The organism is Enterobacter cloacae complex sp. ECL72, assembly GCF_019056635.1.
GTDB classification, from domain to species: Bacteria; Pseudomonadota; Gammaproteobacteria; order Enterobacterales; family Enterobacteriaceae; genus Enterobacter; species Enterobacter hormaechei_C.
In genome coordinates this window covers 2750921-2772199 of the sequence record NZ_CP077659.1, presented here as the reverse complement: position 1 = coordinate 2772199, position 21279 = coordinate 2750921, and the positions used below count along the sequence as shown (strand labels likewise).

Sequence of the window (21279 nt, the reverse complement as noted above, 5' to 3'; positions counted from 1 at the left end):
GAGAGGGCAATGGAATTCGCTTTTTATATCTGTGGCCTTATCGCCATCCTGGCTACGCTGCGAGTGATCACGCACACCAATCCGGTGCATGCGCTGCTGTATTTAATCATTTCGCTGCTGGCTATTTCCGGGGTGTTCTTTGCGCTGGGCGCGCACTTCGCTGGTGCGCTGGAAATCATCGTCTACGCCGGGGCCATCATGGTGCTGTTTGTGTTCGTGGTGATGATGCTGAACCTGGGCGGCTCTGAAATTGAGCAGGAACGTCAGTGGTTAAAACCGCAGGTGTGGATTGGTCCGGCAATTTTGTCGGCCATCATGCTGGCGGTGATTGTTTACGCCATTCTGGGCGTCAACGACCAGGGTATCGACGGGACGCCAATCAGCGCGAAAGCTGTGGGTATCACCCTGTTTGGTCCGTACGTTCTGGCGGTTGAGCTGGCCTCAATGCTGCTGCTGGCGGGTCTGGTTGTGGCCTTCCACGTTGGCCGCGAAGAGCGTGTCGGCGAGGTGCTGAGCAACCGCACTGACGACCGCGCGAAAAGAAAAACGGAGGAACGCGCATGATCCCCTTAACACATGGACTGATCCTCGCTGCGATTTTATTCGTTCTGGGCTTAACCGGTCTGGTTATCCGCCGCAATCTGCTGTTTATGCTGATCGGTCTGGAAATCATGATCAACGCTTCCGCGCTGGCCTTTGTGGTCGCCGGTAGCTACTGGGGCCAGACCGATGGTCAGGTGATGTACATTCTCGCCATCAGCCTCGCGGCTGCTGAAGCGAGTATTGGCCTGGCGCTGTTGCTACAGCTCCATCGTCGCCGCCAGAACCTGAACATCGATTCAGTAAGTGAGTTGCGTGGATGAACATGCTTGCCTTAACCATTATTTTTCCGCTGATTGGCTTCGTGCTGCTGGCGTTTTCTCGCGGCCGCTGGTCTGAGAATCTGTCTGCCACCGTGGGCATTGGCTCTATCGGCCTGGCTGCGCTGGTCACAGCGTATGCGGGTATCGACTTCTTTAACAATGGACGTCAGGCCTACAGCGTACCGCTGTGGAACTGGATGTCGGTCGGTAACTTCAACATCGGTTTCAACCTGGTGCTGGATGGTCTGTCTCTGACCATGCTCTCCGTAGTTACCGGCGTCGGCTTCCTGATCCACATGTTCGCCTCCTGGTACATGCGCGGTGAAGAGGGATACTCCCGCTTCTTCGCCTACACCAACCTGTTTATCGCCAGCATGGTGGTTCTGGTGCTGGCCGATAACCTGCTGCTGATGTATCTGGGCTGGGAAGGCGTGGGTCTGTGTTCTTACCTGCTGATCGGTTTCTACTACACCGATCCGAAGAATGGCGCAGCGGCCATGAAAGCGTTCGTCGTGACCCGTGTGGGTGACGTGTTCCTCGCTTTCGCGCTGTTCATTCTTTACAACGAACTGGGCACGCTAAACTTCCGCGAAATGGTGGAACTGGCGCCGGCGCACTTCGAAGCAGGCAACAACATGCTGTGGTGGGCAACGCTGATGCTGCTGGGTGGCGCTGTGGGTAAATCCGCGCAGCTGCCGTTGCAGACATGGCTGGCCGACGCGATGGCGGGTCCAACCCCTGTCTCCGCGTTGATTCACGCCGCGACCATGGTCACCGCCGGTGTCTACCTGATTGCGCGTACCCATGGCCTGTTCCTGATGACCCCGGAAATTCTGCATCTGGTGGGTATTGTCGGTGCGGTTACGCTGGTGCTGGCAGGCTTTGCCGCGCTGGTGCAGACCGACATCAAACGCGTGCTCGCGTACTCCACCATGAGCCAGATTGGTTACATGTTCCTGGCGCTGGGCGTTCAGGCGTGGGACGCGGCCATTTTCCACCTGATGACGCACGCGTTCTTTAAAGCGCTGCTGTTCCTCTCATCCGGTTCGGTGATTCTGGCCTGCCACCACGAGCAGAACATCTTCAAAATGGGCGGACTGCGTAAGTCCATCCCGCTGGTTTATGTCTGCTTCCTGGTAGGCGGCGCGGCGCTGGCGGCACTGCCGCTGATCACCGCGGGCTTCTTCAGTAAGGACGAAATCCTGGCGGGCGCCATGGCGAATGGTCATATCAATCTGATGGTTGCGGGTCTGGTCGGTGCGTTTATGACCTCCCTGTACACCTTCCGTATGATTTTCATCGTCTTCCACGGTAAAGAACAAATTCACGCTCACGCAGGGAAGGGGATTACCCACCACCTGCCGCTGATTGTGCTGCTGGTCCTGTCCACCTTCGTTGGCGCGATGATTGTGCCACCGTTGCAGGGCGTACTGCCGGCGACAACCGAGCTTGAGCACGGTCGCGTTCTGACGCTTGAAATCACCTCCGGCGTAGTGGCTATCGCGGGCATCCTGATTGCCGCATGGCTGTGGCTGGGCAAACGCACGCTGGTGACTGCCGTTGCCAACAGCGCGCCGGGCCGTCTGCTGGGCACCTGGTGGTACAACGCATGGGGCTTCGACTGGCTGTACGACATGATCTTCGTGAAGCCGTTCCTGGGCATTGCGTGGCTGCTGAAGCGCGATCCACTGAACAGCCTGATGAATATCCCGGCGATCCTCTCTCGCTTTGCAGGTAAAGGCCTGCTGTTCAGCGAGAACGGTTATCTGCGCTGGTATGTGGCGTCCATGAGCATCGGTGCGGTTGTCGTACTGGCGCTGCTGATGGTGTTGCGTTGATTTTGAGTTAGCGGGGATTGTCGGGTGGCGCTAGCGCTTACCCGACCTACGGACCGTAGGCCCGGTAAGCGAAGCGCCACCGGGCAAAAGGCCCCGCACTCAAACGTGAATTTTGTCGAATTCGTTGAAAATCGGTCCCTGAGGGACTTTAACAAGGAATAAAAATCGCCATGTTACTACCCTGGCTAATATTAATTCCCTTCATCGGCGGCTTCCTGTGCTGGCAGACCGAACGCTTTGGCGTGAAGATGCCGCGCTGGATCGCGCTGATCACCATGGGATTGACGCTCGCGCTTGGTCTGCAACTCTGGTTGCAGGGTGGCTACTCACTGACCCAGTCCGCGGGCCTTCCGCAGTGGCAGTCTGAGTTCATTCTGCCGTGGATCCCACGTTTCGGTATTACGATCCACCTCGCGATTGACGGTCTGTCGCTGCTGATGGTGGTGCTGACCGGTCTGCTCGGCGTTCTGGCGGTACTCTGCTCCTGGCGAGAAATCGAAAAATACCAGGGCTTCTTCCACCTGAACCTGATGTGGATCCTGGGCGGCGTGATCGGCGTGTTCCTGGCCATCGACATGTTCCTGTTCTTCTTCTTCTGGGAGATGATGCTGGTGCCGATGTACTTCCTGATCGCGCTGTGGGGCCACAAGGCATCCGACGGTAAAACGCGTATCACGGCGGCCACCAAGTTCTTCATCTACACCCAGGCGAGTGGTCTGGTGATGTTGATTGCCATCCTGGCGCTGGTATTTGTGCATTACAATGCGACCGGCGTGTGGACCTTCAACTACGAAGACCTGCTGAAGACCCCGATGTCTCACGGTGTGGAATACCTGCTGATGCTCGGCTTCTTCATCGCCTTCGCGGTGAAAATGCCGGTCGTACCGCTGCACGGCTGGCTGCCGGACGCGCACTCTCAGGCGCCAACGGCGGGTTCCGTTGACCTGGCGGGTATCTTGCTGAAAACGGCGGCCTACGGTCTGCTGCGTTTCTCCCTGCCGCTGTTCCCGAACGCCTCCGCAGAGTTCGCGCCGATTGCCATGTGGCTGGGCGTGATCGGTATCTTCTACGGTGCATGGATGGCCTTCACGCAGTACGACATCAAACGTCTGATTGCTTACACCTCCGTTTCCCACATGGGCTTCGTGCTGATTGCCATCTACACCGGCAGCCAGCTGGCATACCAGGGCGCGGTGATCCAGATGATTGCGCACGGCCTGTCTGCTGCCGGTCTCTTCATCCTGTGTGGTCAGCTGTACGAACGTCTGCATACCCGCGACATGCGTATGATGGGCGGCCTGTGGGGCAAAATGAAATGGCTGCCGGCGCTCTCCATGTTCTTCGCGGTGGCGACTCTGGGTATGCCGGGTACCGGTAACTTCGTCGGCGAGTTTATGATCCTGTTCGGCAGCTTCAACGTGGTACCGACGATCACCGTCATCTCCACCTTTGGTCTGGTATTTGCCTCCGTGTACTCGCTGGCGATGCTGCACCGCGCTTACTTCGGTAAAGCGAAGAGTGAAATTGCTGCACAAGAACTGCCGGGGATGTCGCTGCGTGAGCTGTTCATCATCCTGCTGCTGGTCGTACTGCTGGTGCTGTTGGGCTTCTATCCGCAGCCGATTCTGGATACCTCGCACTCCGCGATGGGTAACATCCAGCAGTGGTTTGTTAATTCTGCTTCTACTACAAGGCCGTAATTCGCCATGACAATAACTCCACAACAACTGATCGCGCTGCTACCGCTGCTGATCGTCGGATTGACGGTGGTGGTTGTGATGCTCTCCATTGCGTGGCGACGCAATCACTTCCTGAATGCGACCCTGTCCGTTCTGGGTCTGAACGCTGCGTTAGTTTCCCTCTGGTTTGTTGGCCAGGCGGGAGCGATGGACGTCACGCCGCTGATGCGCGTTGACGGTTACGCCATGCTCTACACCGGTCTGGTGCTGCTGGCGAGCCTGGCAACCTGTACCTTTGCGTACCCGTGGCTCGAAGGTTACAACGACAACAAAGAAGAGTTTTACCTGCTGGTACTGATTGCCGCACTGGGCGGTATTCTGCTGGCGAACGCGAACCACCTGGCCGCGCTGTTCCTCGGTATTGAGCTGATCTCACTCCCGCTGTTCGGCCTGATTGGTTACGCTTTCCGCCAGAAGCGCTCTCTGGAAGCGGCAATCAAGTACACGATCCTGTCTGCTGCCGCGTCGTCGTTCCTGCTGTTTGGTATCGCGCTGCTGTACGCACAGACGGGTAATCTCTCCTTCATGGCGCTCGGTAAGAGCCTTGGCGACGGCATGATGCATGAGCCGCTGCTGCTGGCGGGTCTGGGCATGATGATTGTTGGCCTTGGCTTTAAACTCTCACTGGTTCCGTTCCACCTGTGGACGCCAGACGTATACCAGGGTGCCCCTGCACCGGTCTCGACCTTCCTGGCGACGGCGAGCAAAATCGCTATCTTCGGTGTGGTCATGCGTCTGTTCCTGTACGCCCCGGTGGGCGACAGCGAAGCGGTCCGCGTGGTGCTGGGCATTATCGCGTTCGTGTCCATCATCTTCGGTAACCTGATGGCGCTGAGCCAGACCAACATCAAGCGTCTGCTGGGCTACTCCTCTATCTCCCATCTGGGTTACCTGCTGGTGGCGCTGATTGCGCTGCAAAGCGGTGAGATGTCGATGGAAACTGTGGGCGTCTATCTGGCCGGTTACCTGTTTAGCAGCCTCGGCGCGTTCGGCGTGGTGAGCCTGATGTCCAGCCCGTACCGTGGCCCGGATGCGGATTCCCTGTTCTCCTACCGTGGTCTGTTCTGGCACCGTCCGATTCTGTCTGCGGTAATGACCGTGATGATGCTCTCTCTGGCGGGTATCCCGATGACGCTGGGCTTTATCGGTAAGTTCTACGTGCTGGCCGTCGGTGTGCAGGCGGGTCTGTGGTGGCTGACGGCGGGTGTCGTTATCGGCTCCGCGATTGGTCTCTACTACTACCTGCGCGTAGCGGTGAGCCTGTACCTGAGCGCGCCTCAGCAGCTCAACCGCGATGCGCCGTCTAACTGGCAGTACAGCGCGGGGGGGCATTGTGGTGCTCATCTCCGCGCTGCTGGTGCTGATCTTCGGTATCTATCCGCAGCCGCTGATTGATATCGTGCAGCGCGCGATGCCGCTGATGTAAAAACAAAAAACCCGCCTCGGCGGGTTTTTTATTGTTTTCTCCCTCTCCCCGTGGGAGAGGGCCGGGGGTGAGGGCACCAGCCCGCACAGAGTAAAACATGCCCAGCGGCGCTACGCTTGCAGGGCCTACGGGTCTTGTAGGTCGGGTAAGCGTAGCGCCACCCGACTAAGCCAGCTGCTTGCGGCTAATCAACGGCCCGTCAATCTTCTTCATCGAGCGGTCCAGCACCTCTTCAATCACCGACGACAGCTCGTTCAGCTCAAACTTCGCCACATAGCCGTCCGCCTTCACTTTGCGAATATGATCTTCGTTCGCGTTGCCGGAAAGAGACGAGTGGATCACCACCGGAATATCTTTCAGTACCGGGTCGGATTTGATTTTTCGCGTCAGCGTAAATCCGTCCATCTCCGGCATTTCGAGGTCGGTTAATACCAGGGCAATCTTATCGGTAACGGGAACGCCCTCGGCCTGTGCCTGCGCGGCCAGCTGAGTGATTTTCTCCCACGCGTCTTTGCCGGTGATATGCAGCTGGGCCGGGATCTCCATCGCCTGCAATCCCTTCTCCAGCATTGAGCGCGCTACTTTTGAATCTTCTGCAACAATCGCGACAGAGCCAGGCTTGATGTTGAATTTGGTGGTTTCCAGATGGGTGGCGTGCAGATCGTGGTTCGCCGGGGTGATGTCGTACAGGATCTGCTCCACGTCCAGCACCATCGCCAGATCGTTGGTATCGGTCTTCTCGTCCAGACAGGCAATGCTGGTGATGTAGCGACCGCTGACGGCGGTTTCCGCGGCGTGCACCTGCTTCCAGTCCAGACGCATGATGTTTTCCACCGATTCTACGGCAAACGCCTGCACGCTGCGGGCATATTCGGTGATCAGCAGGATGTTCAGCCCGGTGGCTGGTTTGCAGCCGGCGACGGCGGCCAGATCGATCACCGGGATCACCTGGTCACGAATGTTCACCATCCCCATCAGCGGAGACTTCATTCCCGCCGGTTTGGTGAAGGTCGGCATCGGCACAATTTCGCGCAATTTGAATACGTTGATGCCGAACAGCTCGGATTTATTTTCGTTCAGAGAGGTGCCAAGACGGAACAGCAACAGTTCAAAACGGTTGGACAGGGTCAGGTTTGCCCTGTCATCAATATCTTTCTGGAAATTATCCATTCTACCCTCAAGAGAAATGCTGGCCTTTTAATCGTTATCGGCACGCTGAGGGAAAAATGAAGGACTAAACGCTGACCTGAGCAAAATCTTCCGCCAGCTCGCATGCCGGAAATACTTCCCGGCACTCTGCCAGCAGGCTTTCAGCGCCGCGGACGTCATAGCGTGAGCTGACGTGAGTAACAATCAGTTTCCGGACGCCGGCCTCACGTGCCAGCTGCGCCGCCTGACGCGTAGAGCTGTGCCCCCGGCTGTTGGCTTTTTCTTCCATCGCCGCTTCCAGCGTCGCCTCATGCACCATCACATCCACACCCCCGGCAAGCCTGAGCGCCGAAGGGCAGGGGGCGGTATCCCCAAAAATAGCCAGTTTTTTGCCCGGCTGCGGTGGGGCGAGGTAATCCTGACCGTTGATGACGCGCCCGTCTTCCAGCGTGACGGTCTCGCCGTGCTTCAGACGCTGGAACAGCGGGCCTGGTTTCACCCCATCAGCCTGCAACGCGGCGGCGTTCAGCGCCCCGGGCTTGTCATGCTCCTCAACGCGATAGCCGTAGCATTCCACCGGATGGTTAAGCGGGTAAGCGCGCACCAGGTAATCTCCGTCATCGAACACCAGACCCTCGCCGATCTCTAACACCTCCAGCGGATAATCGGTCCACGAGCCGCTCAGGCGCAGCGTGGTTTCAACGAATTCCTGAATACCCGCGGGGCCATAAATGGTCAGCGGGTTAGCGTTACCGGCCATCGAACGGCTGCACAGCAGGCCCGGCAGGCCAAACAGATGGTCGCCGTGCAGATGGGTGATAAATATTTTATCCACTTTCCCCGGGTGGTATGAGGTATGCAGCAGCTGATGTTGCGTACCCTCGCCGCAGTCAAACAGCCACAGCCCACCGCGGGTAGGATGCTTAAGATCCAGCAGAATCGCCGTCACGTTTCGTGAGCGGGTTGGCACCCCGGCGGACGTACCCAGAAAAATCAGTTCCATAACGCAATCAGCCCTTTGCCGAATGGGAAGGGGTTTAGTATAACGTGATGAACACCAGGAAGGAGAAACACATGATCCAGTGGCAAGATCTACACCACAGCGAACTGACCGTGCATTCACTCTACGCCCTGCTCAAGCTGCGCTGCGAAGTCTTTGTGGTTGAACAAACCTGCCCGTATCAGGATATCGACGGCGATGACCTGATCGGCGAGAACCGGCACATCCTCGGCTGGCGCGATAACGAGCTGGTGGCGTATGCGAGGATTCTGAAAAGCGAAGAGGATTTTGACCCTGTCGTCATTGGCCGCGTCATTATCAGCGGCCGCGCGCGCGGTGAAAAGCTGGGCTATCAGCTGATGGAAAAAACGCTGGGCGCATGCCAGAAACAGTGGCCGGACAAGGCGTTATACCTGGGCGCGCAGGCGCATTTGCAATCATTCTATGGCCATTTTGGTTTTACCCCGGTCACGGACATTTACGACGAAGACGGCATCCCACACATCGGCATGGCACGCGAAGCGAAACAGGCGCAATAGCAATACGTTGTCTATAGTTACCGGACTGGTGTACTAACATGGAGAAAAATATGTCATTTCAATCCTGGGATACCCGAGTCGACGACGACCTGACGCTGCTAAGCGAAACGCTGGAAGAAGTGCTGCGCTCTTCAGGCGATCCTGCCGATCAGAAGTACATTGAGCTCAAAGCCCGCGCCGAGCAGGCGCTGCATGACGTGAAAAACCGCGTCAGTAACGCATCCGACAATTACTACTACCGCGCCAAGCAGGCGGTTTATCGTGCCGACGATTATGTGCATGAAAAACCGTGGCAGGGCATTGGGGTCGGTGCGGCCGTAGGGCTGGTGCTGGGTCTGCTGTTAGCCCGTCGTTAAGCCGGTAAACCACTCCCTACACGTGGGTACTGCTATTTATCGTCAGTACCCCGTATAATATAAGGCTTTAACAGGGAGAGGTTCGCGTGCACTCGATTTTCCTCGCGCTGCAAAGCCTGCGTACTCAGCTTGCGCAAGCATTGCCAGCTACACCCGGTTTACGCCATTTCGATGTCTCTTTCCCGTTAAACGACGCCTTCGATCCGCTGGCCTGGCTCGGTGTGCAGCGATGCTATCCTCAGTTTTACTGGCAACAGCGCAGCGGTGATGAAGAACTTGCCGCGCTCGGAAGCCTCGCCCATTTCGATTCTCTGGCCTCGGCCTCGCGGTTTTTGCACACCCACGACGTAGCCAATGACACCCGTATCTGCGGCCTGAACGCCTTCAACCCGGCGCAGGGCAAGCTGTTTTTACCGCGCCTTCTCTGGCGACGGTCTGGCGGGGTCGCCACGCTGCGTCTGCAACTGTGGAGCGAAACGTCGCTGCGGGAAGATGCCCGTGAGGCGCTGAATTTTGTCGATAACCTGCGCGACGCCGCGCCGATCCGCCCGTTGTCCGTGCAGATTGTGCAGGAAACCCATCATCCGGAAAAACCGGAATGGCTGGCGTTGATTCGTCAGGCGACGGATACCCTTGCTCGCGGCGATTTTGAGAAAGTGGTCCTCGCACGTGCTACAGACGTGCATTGCCAGCAGCCCGTGAACGCCATCGCGCTGATGGCTGCCAGCCGCGCGCTAAACCTCAACTGCTATCATTTTTGTATGGTCTTTGACGCCAGCAACGCGTTCCTCGGCTCGACGCCTGAACGCCTGTGGCGGCGACGCGGCACGCTGCTGCGCACTGAAGCGCTGGCAGGCACCGTCGCCAGCCATTCTGACGATAAGCAGGCTCAGCGTCTGGGCGACTGGCTGATGAACGACGACAAAAATCAGCGGGAAAATATGCTGGTGGTGGAAGATATCTGCCAGCGTCTTCAGCACCATACCCGGACGCTGGAGATCCTGCCTGCGCAGGTGCTGCGTCTGCGCAAGGTGCAGCATTTACGTCGCTGTATCTGGACCGAACTTAAACAGCCTGACGACGAGCAGTGCCTGCATATTCTGCAACCGACGGCGGCGGTGGCCGGGCTGCCGCGACAGGCGGCGCGAGAATTTATTGCGAAAGTGGAGCCGTTTGACCGGGAGTGGTACGCCGGATCGGCGGGCTATTTATCGCGCGATCAAAGCGAATTCTGTGTGGCATTACGCTCCGCCCGCGTTCACGACGCTGCGCTGCGTCTTTATGCGGGGGCGGGCATCGTCAGCGGCTCCGATCCGGAGCAGGAGTGGCAGGAGATCGAAAACAAGGCAGCCGGGCTGCGTTCCCTTCTCCTAAGGGATTAATACTGATTCGTGCAATCCCGATTCATATCAAAATTCTGACTTTTTCTATTATTTATACTGTGTCGCATTCTTGATACTGGACAATCTCATGTCAGTAAGTTCTTTTAACCGACGCTGGGCGGCGGTGATCCTTGAAGCCCTGACCCGTCATGGTGTCAGGCATGTGTGTATTGCCCCGGGCTCTCGCTCCACGCCGCTCACCCTTGCTGCCGCGGAAAACCGGGCTTTTATTCACCACACCCATTTTGATGAGCGGGGTCTGGGCCATCTGGCGCTCGGGCTGGCGAAAGTCAGCAAAGCGCCCGTGGCGGTGATAGTCACCTCCGGCACGGCGGTGGCGAACCTGTATCCGGCGCTGATTGAAGCGGGATTAACCGGCGAAAAGCTGATATTACTCACCGCCGACCGTCCCCCGGAACTTATTGACTGCGGCGCTAACCAGGCGATTCGTCAGCCTGGCATTTTTGCCTCGCATCCTTCACAGACGGTCTCGTTGCCGCGCCCCACTCAGGACATTCCCGCCAGCTGGCTGGTCTCAACTCTCGACCACGCCATGAACGCACTGCGCAGCGGCGGGCTGCACATTAACTGCCCGTTTGCCGAGCCGCTGTACGGCGAAATGAACGATACTGGCCTCGTCTGGCAACAGCAGCTGGGAGACTGGTGGGAGAGCGAAAAACCCTGGCTGCGCGAGCAGACGCATCTGGAAAGCGCAAAACAGCGCGACTGGTTCTTCTGGCGCCAGAAGCGCGGCGTGGTGATTGCCGGGCGGATGAGTGCGGCGGAAGGCAAGCTGGCGGCGGAGTGGGCACAAACGCTTGGCTGGCCGCTGATTGGTGACGTGCTTTCCCAGACGGGCCAGCCGCTGCCCTGCGCCGACCTCTGGCTGGGTAACGCGAAAGCGGTTACCGAACTGGCGCAGGCGCAGATTGTCGTCCAGCTGGGATCGAGCCTGACGGGGAAGCGTCTGCTCCAGTGGCAGGCCACCTGTACCCCAGAAGAGTACTGGCTGGTGGATCCGCTCGAAGGACGCCTTGACCCGGCGCACCATCGCGGCCGCCGCCTGGTGAGCAACATTGACAGCTGGCTGGAATTGCATCCGGCGGAAAAACGCAAACCCTGGGCGGTGGAGATCCCGGCGCTGTCACGTCAGGCGTGGGAACTCACCAAAGCGCAGTGCGAGGCGTTCAGTGAAGCCGGGCTGGCGCACCGTATCCGCAAATATCTTCCCGAGCAGGGACAACTTTTTGTCGGTAACAGCCTGGTGGTGCGCCTGATTGACGCCTTTTCGCAGCTGCCGGCGGGTTATCCGGTGTACAGCAACCGGGGCGCGAGCGGCATTGACGGCCTGATCTCCACCGCCGCTGGCGTACAGCGGGCCAGCGCGAAATCCACGCTGGCGATTGTGGGGGATCTCTCAGCCCTCTACGATCTCAACGCGCTGGCGCTCCTGCGTCGGGCGTCGGCCCCGTTCGTGCTGATTGTTGTGAACAATAACGGCGGGCAGATTTTCTCGTTGCTGCCGACGCCGCAAAGCGAGCGTGAGCGCTTCTATCTGATGCCGCAAAACGTGCAGTTCGAACACGCCGCCGCCATGTTCAGCCTGAAGTACCATCGCCCGGAAAACTGGGACGCGCTGGAGACGGCGCTGAACACCGCCTGGCGGCAGCCTGGCGCGACGCTGATTGAGCTGGTGGTAAACGATGCTGACGGCGCGCAGAAGCTGCAACATCTGCTTGCGCAGGTGAGTCACCTGTGATCCTCGCAGGCTTCTCCCAGCCAGGAAAACCAGGCTACCCCTGGCTGGTTTTCCTGCACGGTTTTTCCGGCGACTGTCGCGAGTGGCAGGCTGTCGGGGCGTCGCTGCATGACTACCCCCGGCTCTACCTTGACCTGCCCGGGCACGGTGGTTCAGCGGATACGGGCGTGACGGGGTTTGCAGAGGTAAGTGAATTGCTCTCGCATACCCTTGTTAGTTACAACATACTAAGATACTGGCTCGTGGGGTACTCCCTCGGCGGCCGCATTGCGATGTTCCATGCCTGCCAGCATCCTGCGGGGTTAGACGGGGTGATTGTGGAAGGTGGACACCCGGGCCTGCAAGACGCCGATGCGCGCCAGGCGCGGCTGATCGCTGACCGCCGCTGGGCGTCACGCTTTCGCAGTGAGCCGCTGGAGGCCGTCTTTGCCGACTGGTATCAACAGCCGGTCTTTGCCTCCCTTACGGATGATCAGCGCAGGGCGCTGATCGCGCTGCGCTGCCGGAACAACGGCCCGAGGCTGGCAGAGATGCTGGAAGCCACCTCGCTTGCCGTTCAGCCTGATTTACGTCCCGCGCTCACCGCGCGTGATTTTTCTTTTGACTATCTCTATGGCGAACGTGACGGGAAGTTTGCAGCCATCGCCGCTGAACTTAACGTCACGCGTCATGCTATCCCTCACGCCGGACACAACGCTCACCGGGACACCCCGGAAGCTGTTGCCGCGAGTCTGGCTCAGATACTGCGTTATCGAACAAAGGACACGCTATGATCTATCCTGATGAACACATGCTTTACGCGCCGGTTGAATGGCAGGACTGCTCCGAAGGCTACACCGACATTCGTTACCACAAATCCGCCGATGGTATCGCCAAAATCACCATCAACCGTCCACAGGTGCGCAACGCATTTCGTCCGCTGACCGTAAAAGAGATGATCCAGGCGCTGGCGGATGCCCGCTACGACGACACTATCGGCGTCATCATCCTCACCGGGGAAGGGGAGAAAGCCTTCTGCTCCGGCGGCGATCAGAAAGTGCGCGGTGACTACGGCGGATACCAGGATGATGCGGGTACGCACCACCTGAACGTGCTGGATTTCCAGCGCCAGATCCGCACCTGTCCAAAACCGGTGGTCGCGATGGTGGCAGGGTATTCCATCGGCGGCGGTCACGTGCTGCACATGATGTGTGACCTGACGATCGCGGCGGAAAATGCCATCTTCGGTCAGACCGGCCCGAAAGTCGGCTCCTTCGACGGCGGCTGGGGCGCGTCCTATATGGCGCGCATAGTCGGCCAGAAAAAAGCCCGCGAAATCTGGTTCCTGTGCCGTCAGTACAACGCCCAGGAAGCGCTGGATATGGGGCTGGTTAACACCGTTGTGCCGATCGCCGATCTGGAAAAAGAGACCGTGCGCTGGTGTCGCGAAATGCTGCAAAACAGCCCAATGGCGCTGCGCTGCCTGAAAGCGGCCCTCAACGCCGACTGTGACGGTCAGGCGGGCCTTCAGGAGCTGGCGGGTAACGCCACCATGCTGTTCTACATGACCGAAGAGGGTCAGGAAGGGCGCAACGCGTTCAACGAAAAACGCCAGCCAGACTTCAGCAAATACAAACGGAACCCGTAATGCGTCGCGCGCAGGTTTACCGCTGGCAGATACCGATGGACGCGGGCGTGGTGCTGCGTGAACGGCGGTTAAAAACCCGTGACGGCTTTTTCGTGCATCTTCGGCAGGGGGAGCGGGAAGGGTGGGGCGAAATCGCCCCGCTTCCGGGCTTTAGCCTGGAAACGCTGGACGAGGCGCAGGCTGCGCTGATGGCCTGGACGTACGAATGGCATGAGGGAGCAGCTCCGGCGCTGCCGGACGTTCCTTCCGCCGCGTTCGGCATCAGCTGTGCGCTGGCAGAGCTGGACGGCAGTTTACCGGACGCGGCGAACTATTGCGCCGCGCCGCTCTGTACCGGCGATCCGGATGAACTTTTCGCGCTCCTTTCCGCGATGCCTGGCGAGAAGGTGGCGAAAATAAAGGTTGGCCTGTACGAAGCAGTGCGCGACGGAATGGTGGTTAACCTGTTACTGGAAGCCATTCCCGATCTACACCTGCGCCTGGACGCCAACCGCGCCTGGACGCCGCTCAGGGCGCAACAGTTTGCGAAGTACGTCAACCCGGCGTACCGCAGCCGCATCGCGTTTCTCGAAGAGCCGTGCAAAACGCGCGACGACTCGCGCGCCTTTGCCCGGGAAACCGGCATTGCCATTGCCTGGGATGAGAGCCTGCGCGAAGCCGATTTCGCGTTTGCCGCCGAGCCGGGCGTCAGGGCAGTGGTGATTAAGCCAACGCTGACCGGCAGCCTCGACAAGGTGCGCGAGCAGGTTGCGGCGGCTCACGCCGCAGGGCTGACGGCGGTGATCAGTTCATCCATCGAATCCAGCCTCGGGCTGACGCAGCTGGCGCGCATTGCTGCATGGTTAACGCCGGACACCGTTCCCGGTCTCGATACGCTAAACCTGATGCAGGCCCAGCTGATTCGCCAGTGGCCTGGCAGCACCTTGCCGTGCCTCGATGTCGGGGCGCTGGAGCCACTGCGATGAGTTTTACCGACTGGCCGTGGCGGCACTGGCGCACCCGGCGTGCCGATAAACCTGCGCTGCGTTTAGACGATATAACGCTCAGCTGGTCTCAGCTGGGCGAGCGTATCGATCGTCTCGCAGCCGGTTTTCAGTCTCAGGGCGTTACGGACGGTGACGGCGTCATGCTGCTCGCCCACAACCATCCGCAGACCCTGCTGGCCTGGCTGGCCCTGCTTCAGTGCGGCGCCCGCATTTTGCCGGTGAACCCTCAGCTTCCCCGTCCGCTGCTGGACGTCCTCCTGCCGCAGATGACCCTGCGCTTTGCGCTGGTGCTTAACGGTGAGTATGACGGTCTGCCCGCGCTGGCATTAAGAGAGCGCGAGGGGCAGGGCGGCGTGACGTGGCGGGCAGAACGGCTGGCTTCAATGACGCTCACCTCTGGCTCCACCGGCTTGCCGAAAGCGGCGGTGCACACCTGTGCCGCCCACCTTGCCAGCGCAAAAGGGGTGCTGGCGCTGATGCCTTACGGCGATAGCGACGACTGGCTGCTCTCTCTGCCGCTGTTTCACGTCTCCGGTCAGGGGATTTTGTGGCGCTGGTTGCAGGGCGGAGGCCGTCTCACCGTGCGTGAAAAACAGCCGCTGGAGCAGGCACTACAGGGTTGTACCCACGCCTCGCTGGTGCCAACGCAGCTGTGGCGGCTGCTTAATTCACACCATCCCGTCGCGCTGAAAGCCGTGCTGCTCGGCGGGGCGGAAATCCCCGTTGCGCTGACCGAACAGGCGCGCGAGCAGGGGATCCGTACGTTCTGCGGCTACGGTCTGACCGAGTTCGCCTCCACCGTCTGCGCCAAAGAGGCCGACGGCGCGCCGGACGTGGGCAGCGCGCTGCCGGGCAGAGACGTTCAGGTGGTGAACGGTGAAGTCTGGCTCCGGGCGGAAAGCATGGCGGCGGGCTACTGGCGAGACGGCGCATTATTGCCGCTGGTCAATGAGCAGGGCTGGTTTGCCACCCGCGATCGCGGCGAGTGGCATGACGGACGCCTGACCATTCTGGGCCGAATGGACAATCTCTTTTTCAGCGGCGGAGAAGGGATCCAGCCGGAAGCGCTGGAGCGCGTTATCGCCACGCATCCGCAGGTAAGCCAGGCGTTTGTCGTTCCGCTGGATGATGCCGAGTACGGGCAACGTCCGGTGGCGGTAGTGGAATGCGACCCGGGCACGGATATCACGCTGTTGCCGGAGTGGGTTCAGGGCAGGCTGGCGCGCTTTGAGCAGCCGGTACACTGGCTGGCGCTGCCGTCAGAACTGAAAAATGGCGGGATTAAAATCTCCCGCCAGGCGTTAAAGCAGTGGGTCAATGCCCTGTTGAGGGGCTAATCAGCCGATATCCGGCTGCGGTTTGTGCTGGCGTCGGCGGACCCAGCGCAGCACCGGCGGCACGACAATCACCATAACCGCCATTGCCAGCAGGATCTTCGTCACGCTGCTCTCCCACAGGATCCCCATGTTGCCGTTGCTGATGGAGAGGGCGCGGCGCAGGTTCTGCTCCAGCATTTCCCCCAGCACAAACCCTAAAATCAGCGGCGACATCGGGAAGTGCATCTTGCGCAGAATGTAGCCCAGCACGCCGAGCAGCACCATCAACACCAGGTCGAAGGTGGTGCTGTGCACCGCGTACACCCCAACCGCAGAGACGGCGGCGATGGCCGGGACCAGGAACCACAGGGGAATGGTCAGCATACGGGTGAACAGGCCGATCAGCGGGATGTTCATTACCAGCAGCATCACGTTGGCGATCAGCAGGGCGGCAATCAAACCCCAGACGATATCGGGCTGTTCAGTAAACATCGCCGGACCCGGGGTGATGTTATAGAGCGTCAGCGCGCCCATCATTACCGCCGTGGTGCCGGAGCCCGGCACGCCGAGGGTCAGCATCGGGATAAACGAGCCGCAGGCCGAGGCGTTATTCGCCGCCTCCGGCGCCGCCACGCCGCGGATATCGCCTTTGCCGAAGCTGTCGCTGTTACCGCTCAGCTTTTTCTCGGTCATGTAGGTGATGGCGCTGGCGATAGTCGCCCCCGCGCCGGGCAGAATGCCGACGAAGAAACCGATCACCGACGAACGCAGGGTGGCACCAATACACTGCGCCCCCTCTTTGGCATTAAAGAGCATACGTCCGGTTTTACGCACCAGCGTCTGCCCGCTGCTGGTATGCTCCAGCATCAGTAAGATTTCTGAGACAGAGAACAGACCAATCACCACGACGATAAACTGCACGCCGTCGGAGAGGTGAACGCTGTCGAAGGTAAAACGATAAACCCCGGTGTTGGCATCCACGCCGACGGTGGCCAGACTGAGGCCAATCAACGCAGACAAAAACGACTTCAGCGGATTCTGCGCCATCATGCTGCCGAGACAGGCGATGGCGAACACCATCAGGGCAAAATACTCGGCCGGACCAAACGCCAGCGACCACTGGGCCAGCGCCGGGGCGAAGAGGATGATGCCGCCAATGGCGATCAGGGAGCCAAAAAACGAGCTGACGGCGGAAATAGAGAGCGCCACGCCGCCGCGTCCCTGCTGCGCCATCGGGTAGCCATCCAGCGCGGTCATAATGGCGGCGGCATCGCCGGGCACGTTAAGCAGTATCGAGGAAATACGCCCCCCGTATTCGCAGCCGATATAAACCGTCGCCAGCAGGATCAGCGCCGATTCCGCAGGCAGGTGCAGCGCAAAGGCCAGCGGCAGTAAAATCGCCACCCCGTTGATAGGCCCAAGGCCCGGCAGCAGGCCGACGATGGTCCCGACGAAACAGCCGATCAGGGCGATCACCAGGTTTTCCGGGGTCATCGCTACCGCGAACCCCTGAGAGAGATAGATCCAGGTATCCATAGCGTGCTCCGTTAGTTAAACCATGCGCCGAGTGGCAGGGTCACGTCCAGCAGGCGGTCGAAGGCGTACCAGAGTAAAATGCCCAGTACGACCCCGGAGATCCCCGCCGCAGGCAGCGAGGCGTTAAACAGTATGCCAATCACCATCGTCAGCAGGGCGGTGGCAATCGGGAAGCCGAGCCACTCAAAGCCCCACGCGTACATTAGCAGGACAATTACCATTACCAGCAGACGTTGCAGCGTACGGCGTGGCGGCCACTCCACGGTATCCGGATGGCGCAGCAGCAGCGCCACCGAGCAGAGCAGCATCAGGCCGACAATGCCGACGGGGAAGGGGCGTGGCCCCACGGGTTCATAGCTGTATTCGCTGTGGATCTGCCAGGCGACGAACATGCCACCAATGCAGAGCAGCAGCCATATCCCGGCAAAAATGCGATCGCTCATAGCGCCTCCGGTTATTTCGCCAGACCAAAGGCTTTCGCCTGTTCGCGGTAGTCATTCACCTGTTTTTTGACATACTCGTCCAGCTGCTTGCCGTTCAGGTTGAACTCAAACAGCCCGCGCAGATCGCGCTGTTTTTTGAACTCCTCGGTTTGCTGAAGTTTTGCGAAGGTATCCACCCACCACTGGTACTCGGCGTCGGTCACTTTTGGCCCGACGAAGAAGCCGCGGATGATCGGCCAGACCAGGTTATAACCCTGCTCTTTGGCGGTTGGGACGTCTGCCAGCGGGCCCGGCAGACGGTTTTCCGAGAAGACCGCCAGCACGCGGATCTTATCCCCGCTCAGGTAGGGCACCATTTCGCTGAGATCGCCCGATACCGCCTGGACGTGATTGCCCATCAGCGCCGTCACCGGCTCGCCGCCGCCTTCAAAGGCCACGTAACGCATCTTGTGCGGATCCACTTTGGCCTGCTGCGCCAGCAGCGCGGCTTTCATCCAGTCCTGGCTGCCGATAGAGGCGCCCGCGCCAATGACCACGCTGTTCGGATCTTTTTCCATGGCGGTCAGCAGATCTTTCAGGGATTTCCACGGGGAGTCCGCGCGCACGGCGATCATGCCGTAATCAGTGCCTACGGTGGCGAGCCAGCGCACGTCATTCACGTCATAACGACCAAATTTCCCCTGCGACAGGTTCAGCAGCGAACCGCCGGAGAAGGCCACCACGGTGCCCGCTTCGGCAGGGCGCTGCGCGACGATGGCGTTATAGGCTACCGCGCCCACGCCGCCGGGCATGTAGGTGACGCGCATCGGTTTCTCGATGGCCTTCGTCTCCAGCAGGCTGACCTGAATCAGCTTACAGGTCAGGTCGAAGCCGCCGCCGGGTTTGGCCGGGGCGATACATTCGGTACGGGATGGCGCGTCTTGCGCCTGGACGACAGAGGCACTCAACAGCAATACGCTTGCAGCAAGGGTAGAAAGTAATTGTTTTTTCATCGTTTATCCTCACGCCGGAGAACCGGGAGTACGGGTACGGGTGTATTTTTTCTGATTATGTGAACCACCTTGTAGCGGTTCCGTTGCGTGATTGTTAAAACAATAACCTTTCATTTCCCTTTCACTGCGACACCAACTTTACAGGATGTGATATGCGTCTCTTACTGGCGGAAGATAATCGTGAGCTGGCTCACTGGCTGGAAAAAGCGCTGGTACAAAACGGATTTGCCGTGGATTGCGTCAACGATGGACGGGCGGCCGATCATCTTTTGCAGGGAGAAAACTATGCCGTCGCGATCCTTGATATCGGCATGCCCGGCTTCGACGGGCTGGAGGTGGTGCATCGCCTGAGAAAACGCGGGCAGACGCTGCCGGTGCTGTTTCTTACCGCCCGCAGCAACGTGGCAGACAGGGTGAAGGGGTTGAATGCCGGGGCGGATGACTACCTGCCGAAACCGTTCGAGCTGGAGGAGCTTGATGCCCGCCTGCGCGCGCTGCTGCGCCGCAGCGAAGGACGAACCCAGGAGCGCCAGCGGCTGGGAGAGCTGGAGTACGATGATGAAGGCTTTTTTCTGCTGCGCGATGAACCCCTTTCCCTCACGCCGCGCGAACTCTCTTTGCTGAAGGTGCTGATGCACCGCCGGACCCGTCCCGTCTCCCGGCAACAGCTTTTCGACCAGGTATTCAGCCTGAACGACGACGTCAGCCCCGAGAGCATCGATCTCTATATTCACCGCCTGCGTAAGAAGCTGACCGGCAGCGGGGTGCGGATCATTACCCTCCGGGGGCTGGGCTACGTGCTGGAGTGCGGCGATGAGGTGGGTTAAGCCGCAGTCGCTTTACCTGCAACTTTTGCTTTTTCTGGGTTTGCCGCTGCTGCTGTTATGGGGGCTGTCAGCCTTTAACAGCTACGTTAGCGCGCTACAGGCGGCGACGCAGGCCTATGACCGCACGCTGTTATCCTCGGCGCGCACGGTGTCAGAGCGGCTGGTGGTGCACAACGGTAAACTCCAGGTGAACGTGCCCTGGGTCGTGCTCGACAGCTTCGAGCTGAACATGAACGATCGCCTCTATTACAAGGTCGTGGACCCTGACGGGCGGACGATCTCCGGCTACGACGATCTGCCGAATATGCCTCCCTCCACGTCGCGCACTACACACTATCCGGCGCTGGCTTGGTTTTATCATACCGAGTATCGCGGGCAGGCGATCCGCGTGGCGAAGCTGCTCCAGCCGGTTAACGAGGACAGTGTGTTCGGGATGGCGGAGATCTACGTCGCCGAAACGTTGCAGTCGCGGCGCTATCTGGCCACTCAGCTGCTGTTTTCCTCGCTCGTGTCGCAGGGGCTGCTGGTGCTGCTGACGCTGGTCCTGACCGCGTGGCTGCTGCGTCGCGTGCTGCGCCCGATGCGGCAGCTCTCGTCCCTGATGGTGCGCCGTGAGCCGGGGCTGCTGGCTCCGCTGCCGGAGCTGCTGCCCTGGTCGGAAACGCGGCTGCTGATTGTGGCATTTAACCGCTATATCGACAGGTTGCGCGGCGTACTTTCGCGGCAGGCGCGCTTTAACGCCGACGCCTCACACCAGCTCAAAACGCCGCTGGCGGTGCTGAAAACCCAGGTATCGGTTGCCCTGACGCGTAACGATCCGGCGCTGTGGCAGGAGAGCTTACGGGCGATGAACGTCACGCTGGATAACACCATCGTGCTGACGGAAAGGCTGTTGCAGCTTTCGGCGGTGAAGCGAAAAGAGCAGGGGGAGCGACAGTTTGCGCCTGTCGATCTGGTACAGGTGGTGCAAAACTGCTGCTTTTCCCGGCTGGCGCAGGCGCGCAGCAAGGGTATCGATCTCGGTTATGACGGCGTACAGCAGCCGGTAATGATTGAGGGGGATGACGTGTTGCTGGGCGAACTTTGCGCCAACCTGCTGGAGAACGCGATCAAATACACACCGGAGCAGGGCGTCGTGACGGTGTACCTGCGCACGGCTAACGATGCCGTTGAGCTGAGCGTGGAGGACAGCGGACCGGGCATTGCTGAAGACCAGATCTCCCAGGCCATGCTGCCGTTTCATCGGTTGGATAACGTGGGCGATGCCGCCGGGTCCGGCATTGGCCTGGCGCTGGCTAACGATATTGCCCGCCTGCACCGCAGCCATCTTCAGCTGATGCCCAGTGAAAATCTGGGTGGGCTGAGCGTGAAAATGCGCTTTCTGATGCAGGTATAAATGCCGATATTATCAAATCGTTACAAACTAATTGCCCGCCGCACGCGGAGTCCATTGATCACACAGGCAGTCAGGTTAAAATCTCGCGGTTTTTGGACATCTCTG

The 21279-nt window shown here is 59.6% G+C and carries 19 protein-coding genes and 1 pseudogene; 15 read left to right on the top strand and 5 right to left on the bottom strand.

What is annotated here, in order from left to right:
- The first annotated feature begins 9 nt into the window (after positions 1-9).
- From nuoJ to nuoN, 5 genes and pseudogenes are all read left to right on the top strand, one after another.
- A complete protein-coding gene (gene nuoJ, locus KTH07_RS13445; protein ID WP_003861493.1) occupies positions 10-564 on the top strand; it encodes an NADH-quinone oxidoreductase subunit J in 555 nt (184 codons plus the stop codon).
- The gene (nuoK, locus tag KTH07_RS13440) at positions 561-863 is read left to right on the top strand and encodes an NADH-quinone oxidoreductase subunit NuoK (protein ID WP_003861496.1); all 303 of its coding nucleotides are present in this window, start codon (positions 561-563) and stop codon (positions 861-863) included. The genes nuoJ and nuoK overlap by 4 nt, the downstream gene beginning before the upstream one ends.
- Positions 860-2701, top strand: coding sequence for an NADH-quinone oxidoreductase subunit L (nuoL, locus tag KTH07_RS13435; RefSeq protein ID WP_003861497.1), 1842 nt, complete (start codon positions 860-862; stop codon positions 2699-2701). The genes nuoK and nuoL overlap by 4 nt, the downstream gene beginning before the upstream one ends.
- A gap of 170 nt (positions 2702-2871) precedes the next feature.
- Entirely contained in the window at positions 2872-4401 is a 1530-nt protein-coding gene (gene nuoM / locus KTH07_RS13430) for an NADH-quinone oxidoreductase subunit M (protein ID WP_003861498.1), read from the top strand.
- Positions 4402-4407: 6 nt separating this feature from the next.
- Positions 4408-5866, top strand: a pseudogene (nuoN, locus tag KTH07_RS13425) (NADH-quinone oxidoreductase subunit NuoN).
- A gap of 165 nt (positions 5867-6031) precedes the next feature.
- On the opposite strand, the gene KTH07_RS13420 reads toward nuoN, so the two are convergent.
- Complete coding sequence (locus KTH07_RS13420) at positions 6032-7036, bottom strand: chemotaxis protein (protein ID WP_023304150.1); 1005 nt, start codon at positions 7034-7036, stop codon at positions 6032-6034.
- 64 nt (positions 7037-7100) lie between these two features.
- Positions 7101-8018, bottom strand: coding sequence for a ribonuclease Z (rnz, locus tag KTH07_RS13415; protein WP_023304149.1), 918 nt, complete (start codon positions 8016-8018; stop codon positions 7101-7103).
- A gap of 71 nt (positions 8019-8089) precedes the next feature.
- Here rnz and KTH07_RS13410 point away from each other — a divergent pair, with 71 nt between their 5' ends.
- The 8 genes from KTH07_RS13410 to menE all read left to right on the top strand — a co-directional run bounded on the left by KTH07_RS13410 (position 8090) and on the right by menE (position 16001).
- Positions 8090-8554 carry a GNAT family N-acetyltransferase gene (locus KTH07_RS13410; RefSeq protein ID WP_017693005.1) on the top strand — a complete coding sequence of 155 codons (465 nt, stop codon included), beginning with the start codon at positions 8090-8092 and terminating at the stop codon, positions 8552-8554.
- A 50-nt stretch (positions 8555-8604) separates the two neighbouring features.
- Complete coding sequence (gene elaB, locus KTH07_RS13405) at positions 8605-8910, top strand: stress response protein ElaB (protein ID WP_017693006.1); 306 nt, start codon at positions 8605-8607, stop codon at positions 8908-8910.
- 86 nt (positions 8911-8996) lie between these two features.
- Positions 8997-10292, top strand: a complete 1296-nt coding sequence (menF, locus tag KTH07_RS13400; RefSeq protein ID WP_017693007.1) for an isochorismate synthase MenF — start codon at positions 8997-8999, stop codon at positions 10290-10292.
- Between the two features lie 88 nt (positions 10293-10380).
- A complete protein-coding gene (menD, locus tag KTH07_RS13395) occupies positions 10381-12051 on the top strand; it encodes a 2-succinyl-5-enolpyruvyl-6-hydroxy-3-cyclohexene-1-carboxylic-acid synthase (protein ID WP_023304148.1) in 1671 nt (556 codons plus the stop codon).
- A complete protein-coding gene (gene menH, locus KTH07_RS13390) occupies positions 12048-12824 on the top strand; it encodes a 2-succinyl-6-hydroxy-2,4-cyclohexadiene-1-carboxylate synthase (RefSeq protein WP_023304147.1) in 777 nt (258 codons plus the stop codon). The genes menD and menH overlap by 4 nt, the downstream gene beginning before the upstream one ends.
- Positions 12821-13678: a 1,4-dihydroxy-2-naphthoyl-CoA synthase gene (menB, locus tag KTH07_RS13385; protein ID WP_003859452.1), complete on the top strand. Its 858-nt coding sequence runs from the start codon at positions 12821-12823 to the stop codon at positions 13676-13678. The genes menH and menB overlap by 4 nt, the downstream gene beginning before the upstream one ends.
- Positions 13678-14643, top strand: a complete 966-nt coding sequence (gene menC, locus KTH07_RS13380) for an o-succinylbenzoate synthase (protein WP_023304145.1) — start codon at positions 13678-13680, stop codon at positions 14641-14643. Before menB ends, menC begins: the two co-directional genes overlap by 1 nt.
- Positions 14640-16001, top strand: coding sequence for an o-succinylbenzoate--CoA ligase (menE, locus tag KTH07_RS13375; protein WP_023304144.1), 1362 nt, complete (start codon positions 14640-14642; stop codon positions 15999-16001). The genes menC and menE overlap by 4 nt, the downstream gene beginning before the upstream one ends.
- Here menE and KTH07_RS13370 read toward each other — a convergent pair whose 3' ends face one another.
- From KTH07_RS13370 to KTH07_RS13360, 3 genes are read right to left on the bottom strand one after another with little or no spacing between them, the layout of a single operon-like run.
- Positions 16002-17516, bottom strand: a complete 1515-nt coding sequence (locus tag KTH07_RS13370; RefSeq protein ID WP_023304143.1) for a tripartite tricarboxylate transporter permease — start codon at positions 17514-17516, stop codon at positions 16002-16004. It abuts the gene before it with no gap.
- 11 nt (positions 17517-17527) lie between these two features.
- Entirely contained in the window at positions 17528-17959 is a 432-nt protein-coding gene (locus KTH07_RS13365) for a tripartite tricarboxylate transporter TctB family protein (RefSeq protein ID WP_003859443.1), read from the bottom strand.
- Positions 17960-17970: 11 nt separating this feature from the next.
- A complete protein-coding gene (locus tag KTH07_RS13360) occupies positions 17971-18951 on the bottom strand; it encodes a tripartite tricarboxylate transporter substrate binding protein (protein ID WP_023304142.1) in 981 nt (326 codons plus the stop codon).
- A 152-nt stretch (positions 18952-19103) separates the two neighbouring features.
- On the opposite strand from KTH07_RS13360, the gene tctD reads away from it, so the two are divergent.
- A complete protein-coding gene (tctD, locus tag KTH07_RS13355; protein ID WP_006811361.1) occupies positions 19104-19778 on the top strand; it encodes a transcriptional regulator TctD in 675 nt (224 codons plus the stop codon).
- Positions 19765-21174: a sensor histidine kinase gene (locus KTH07_RS13350; RefSeq protein WP_023304141.1), complete on the top strand. Its 1410-nt coding sequence runs from the start codon at positions 19765-19767 to the stop codon at positions 21172-21174. The genes tctD and KTH07_RS13350 overlap by 14 nt, the downstream gene beginning before the upstream one ends.
- Positions 21175-21279: the final 105 nt, after the last annotated feature.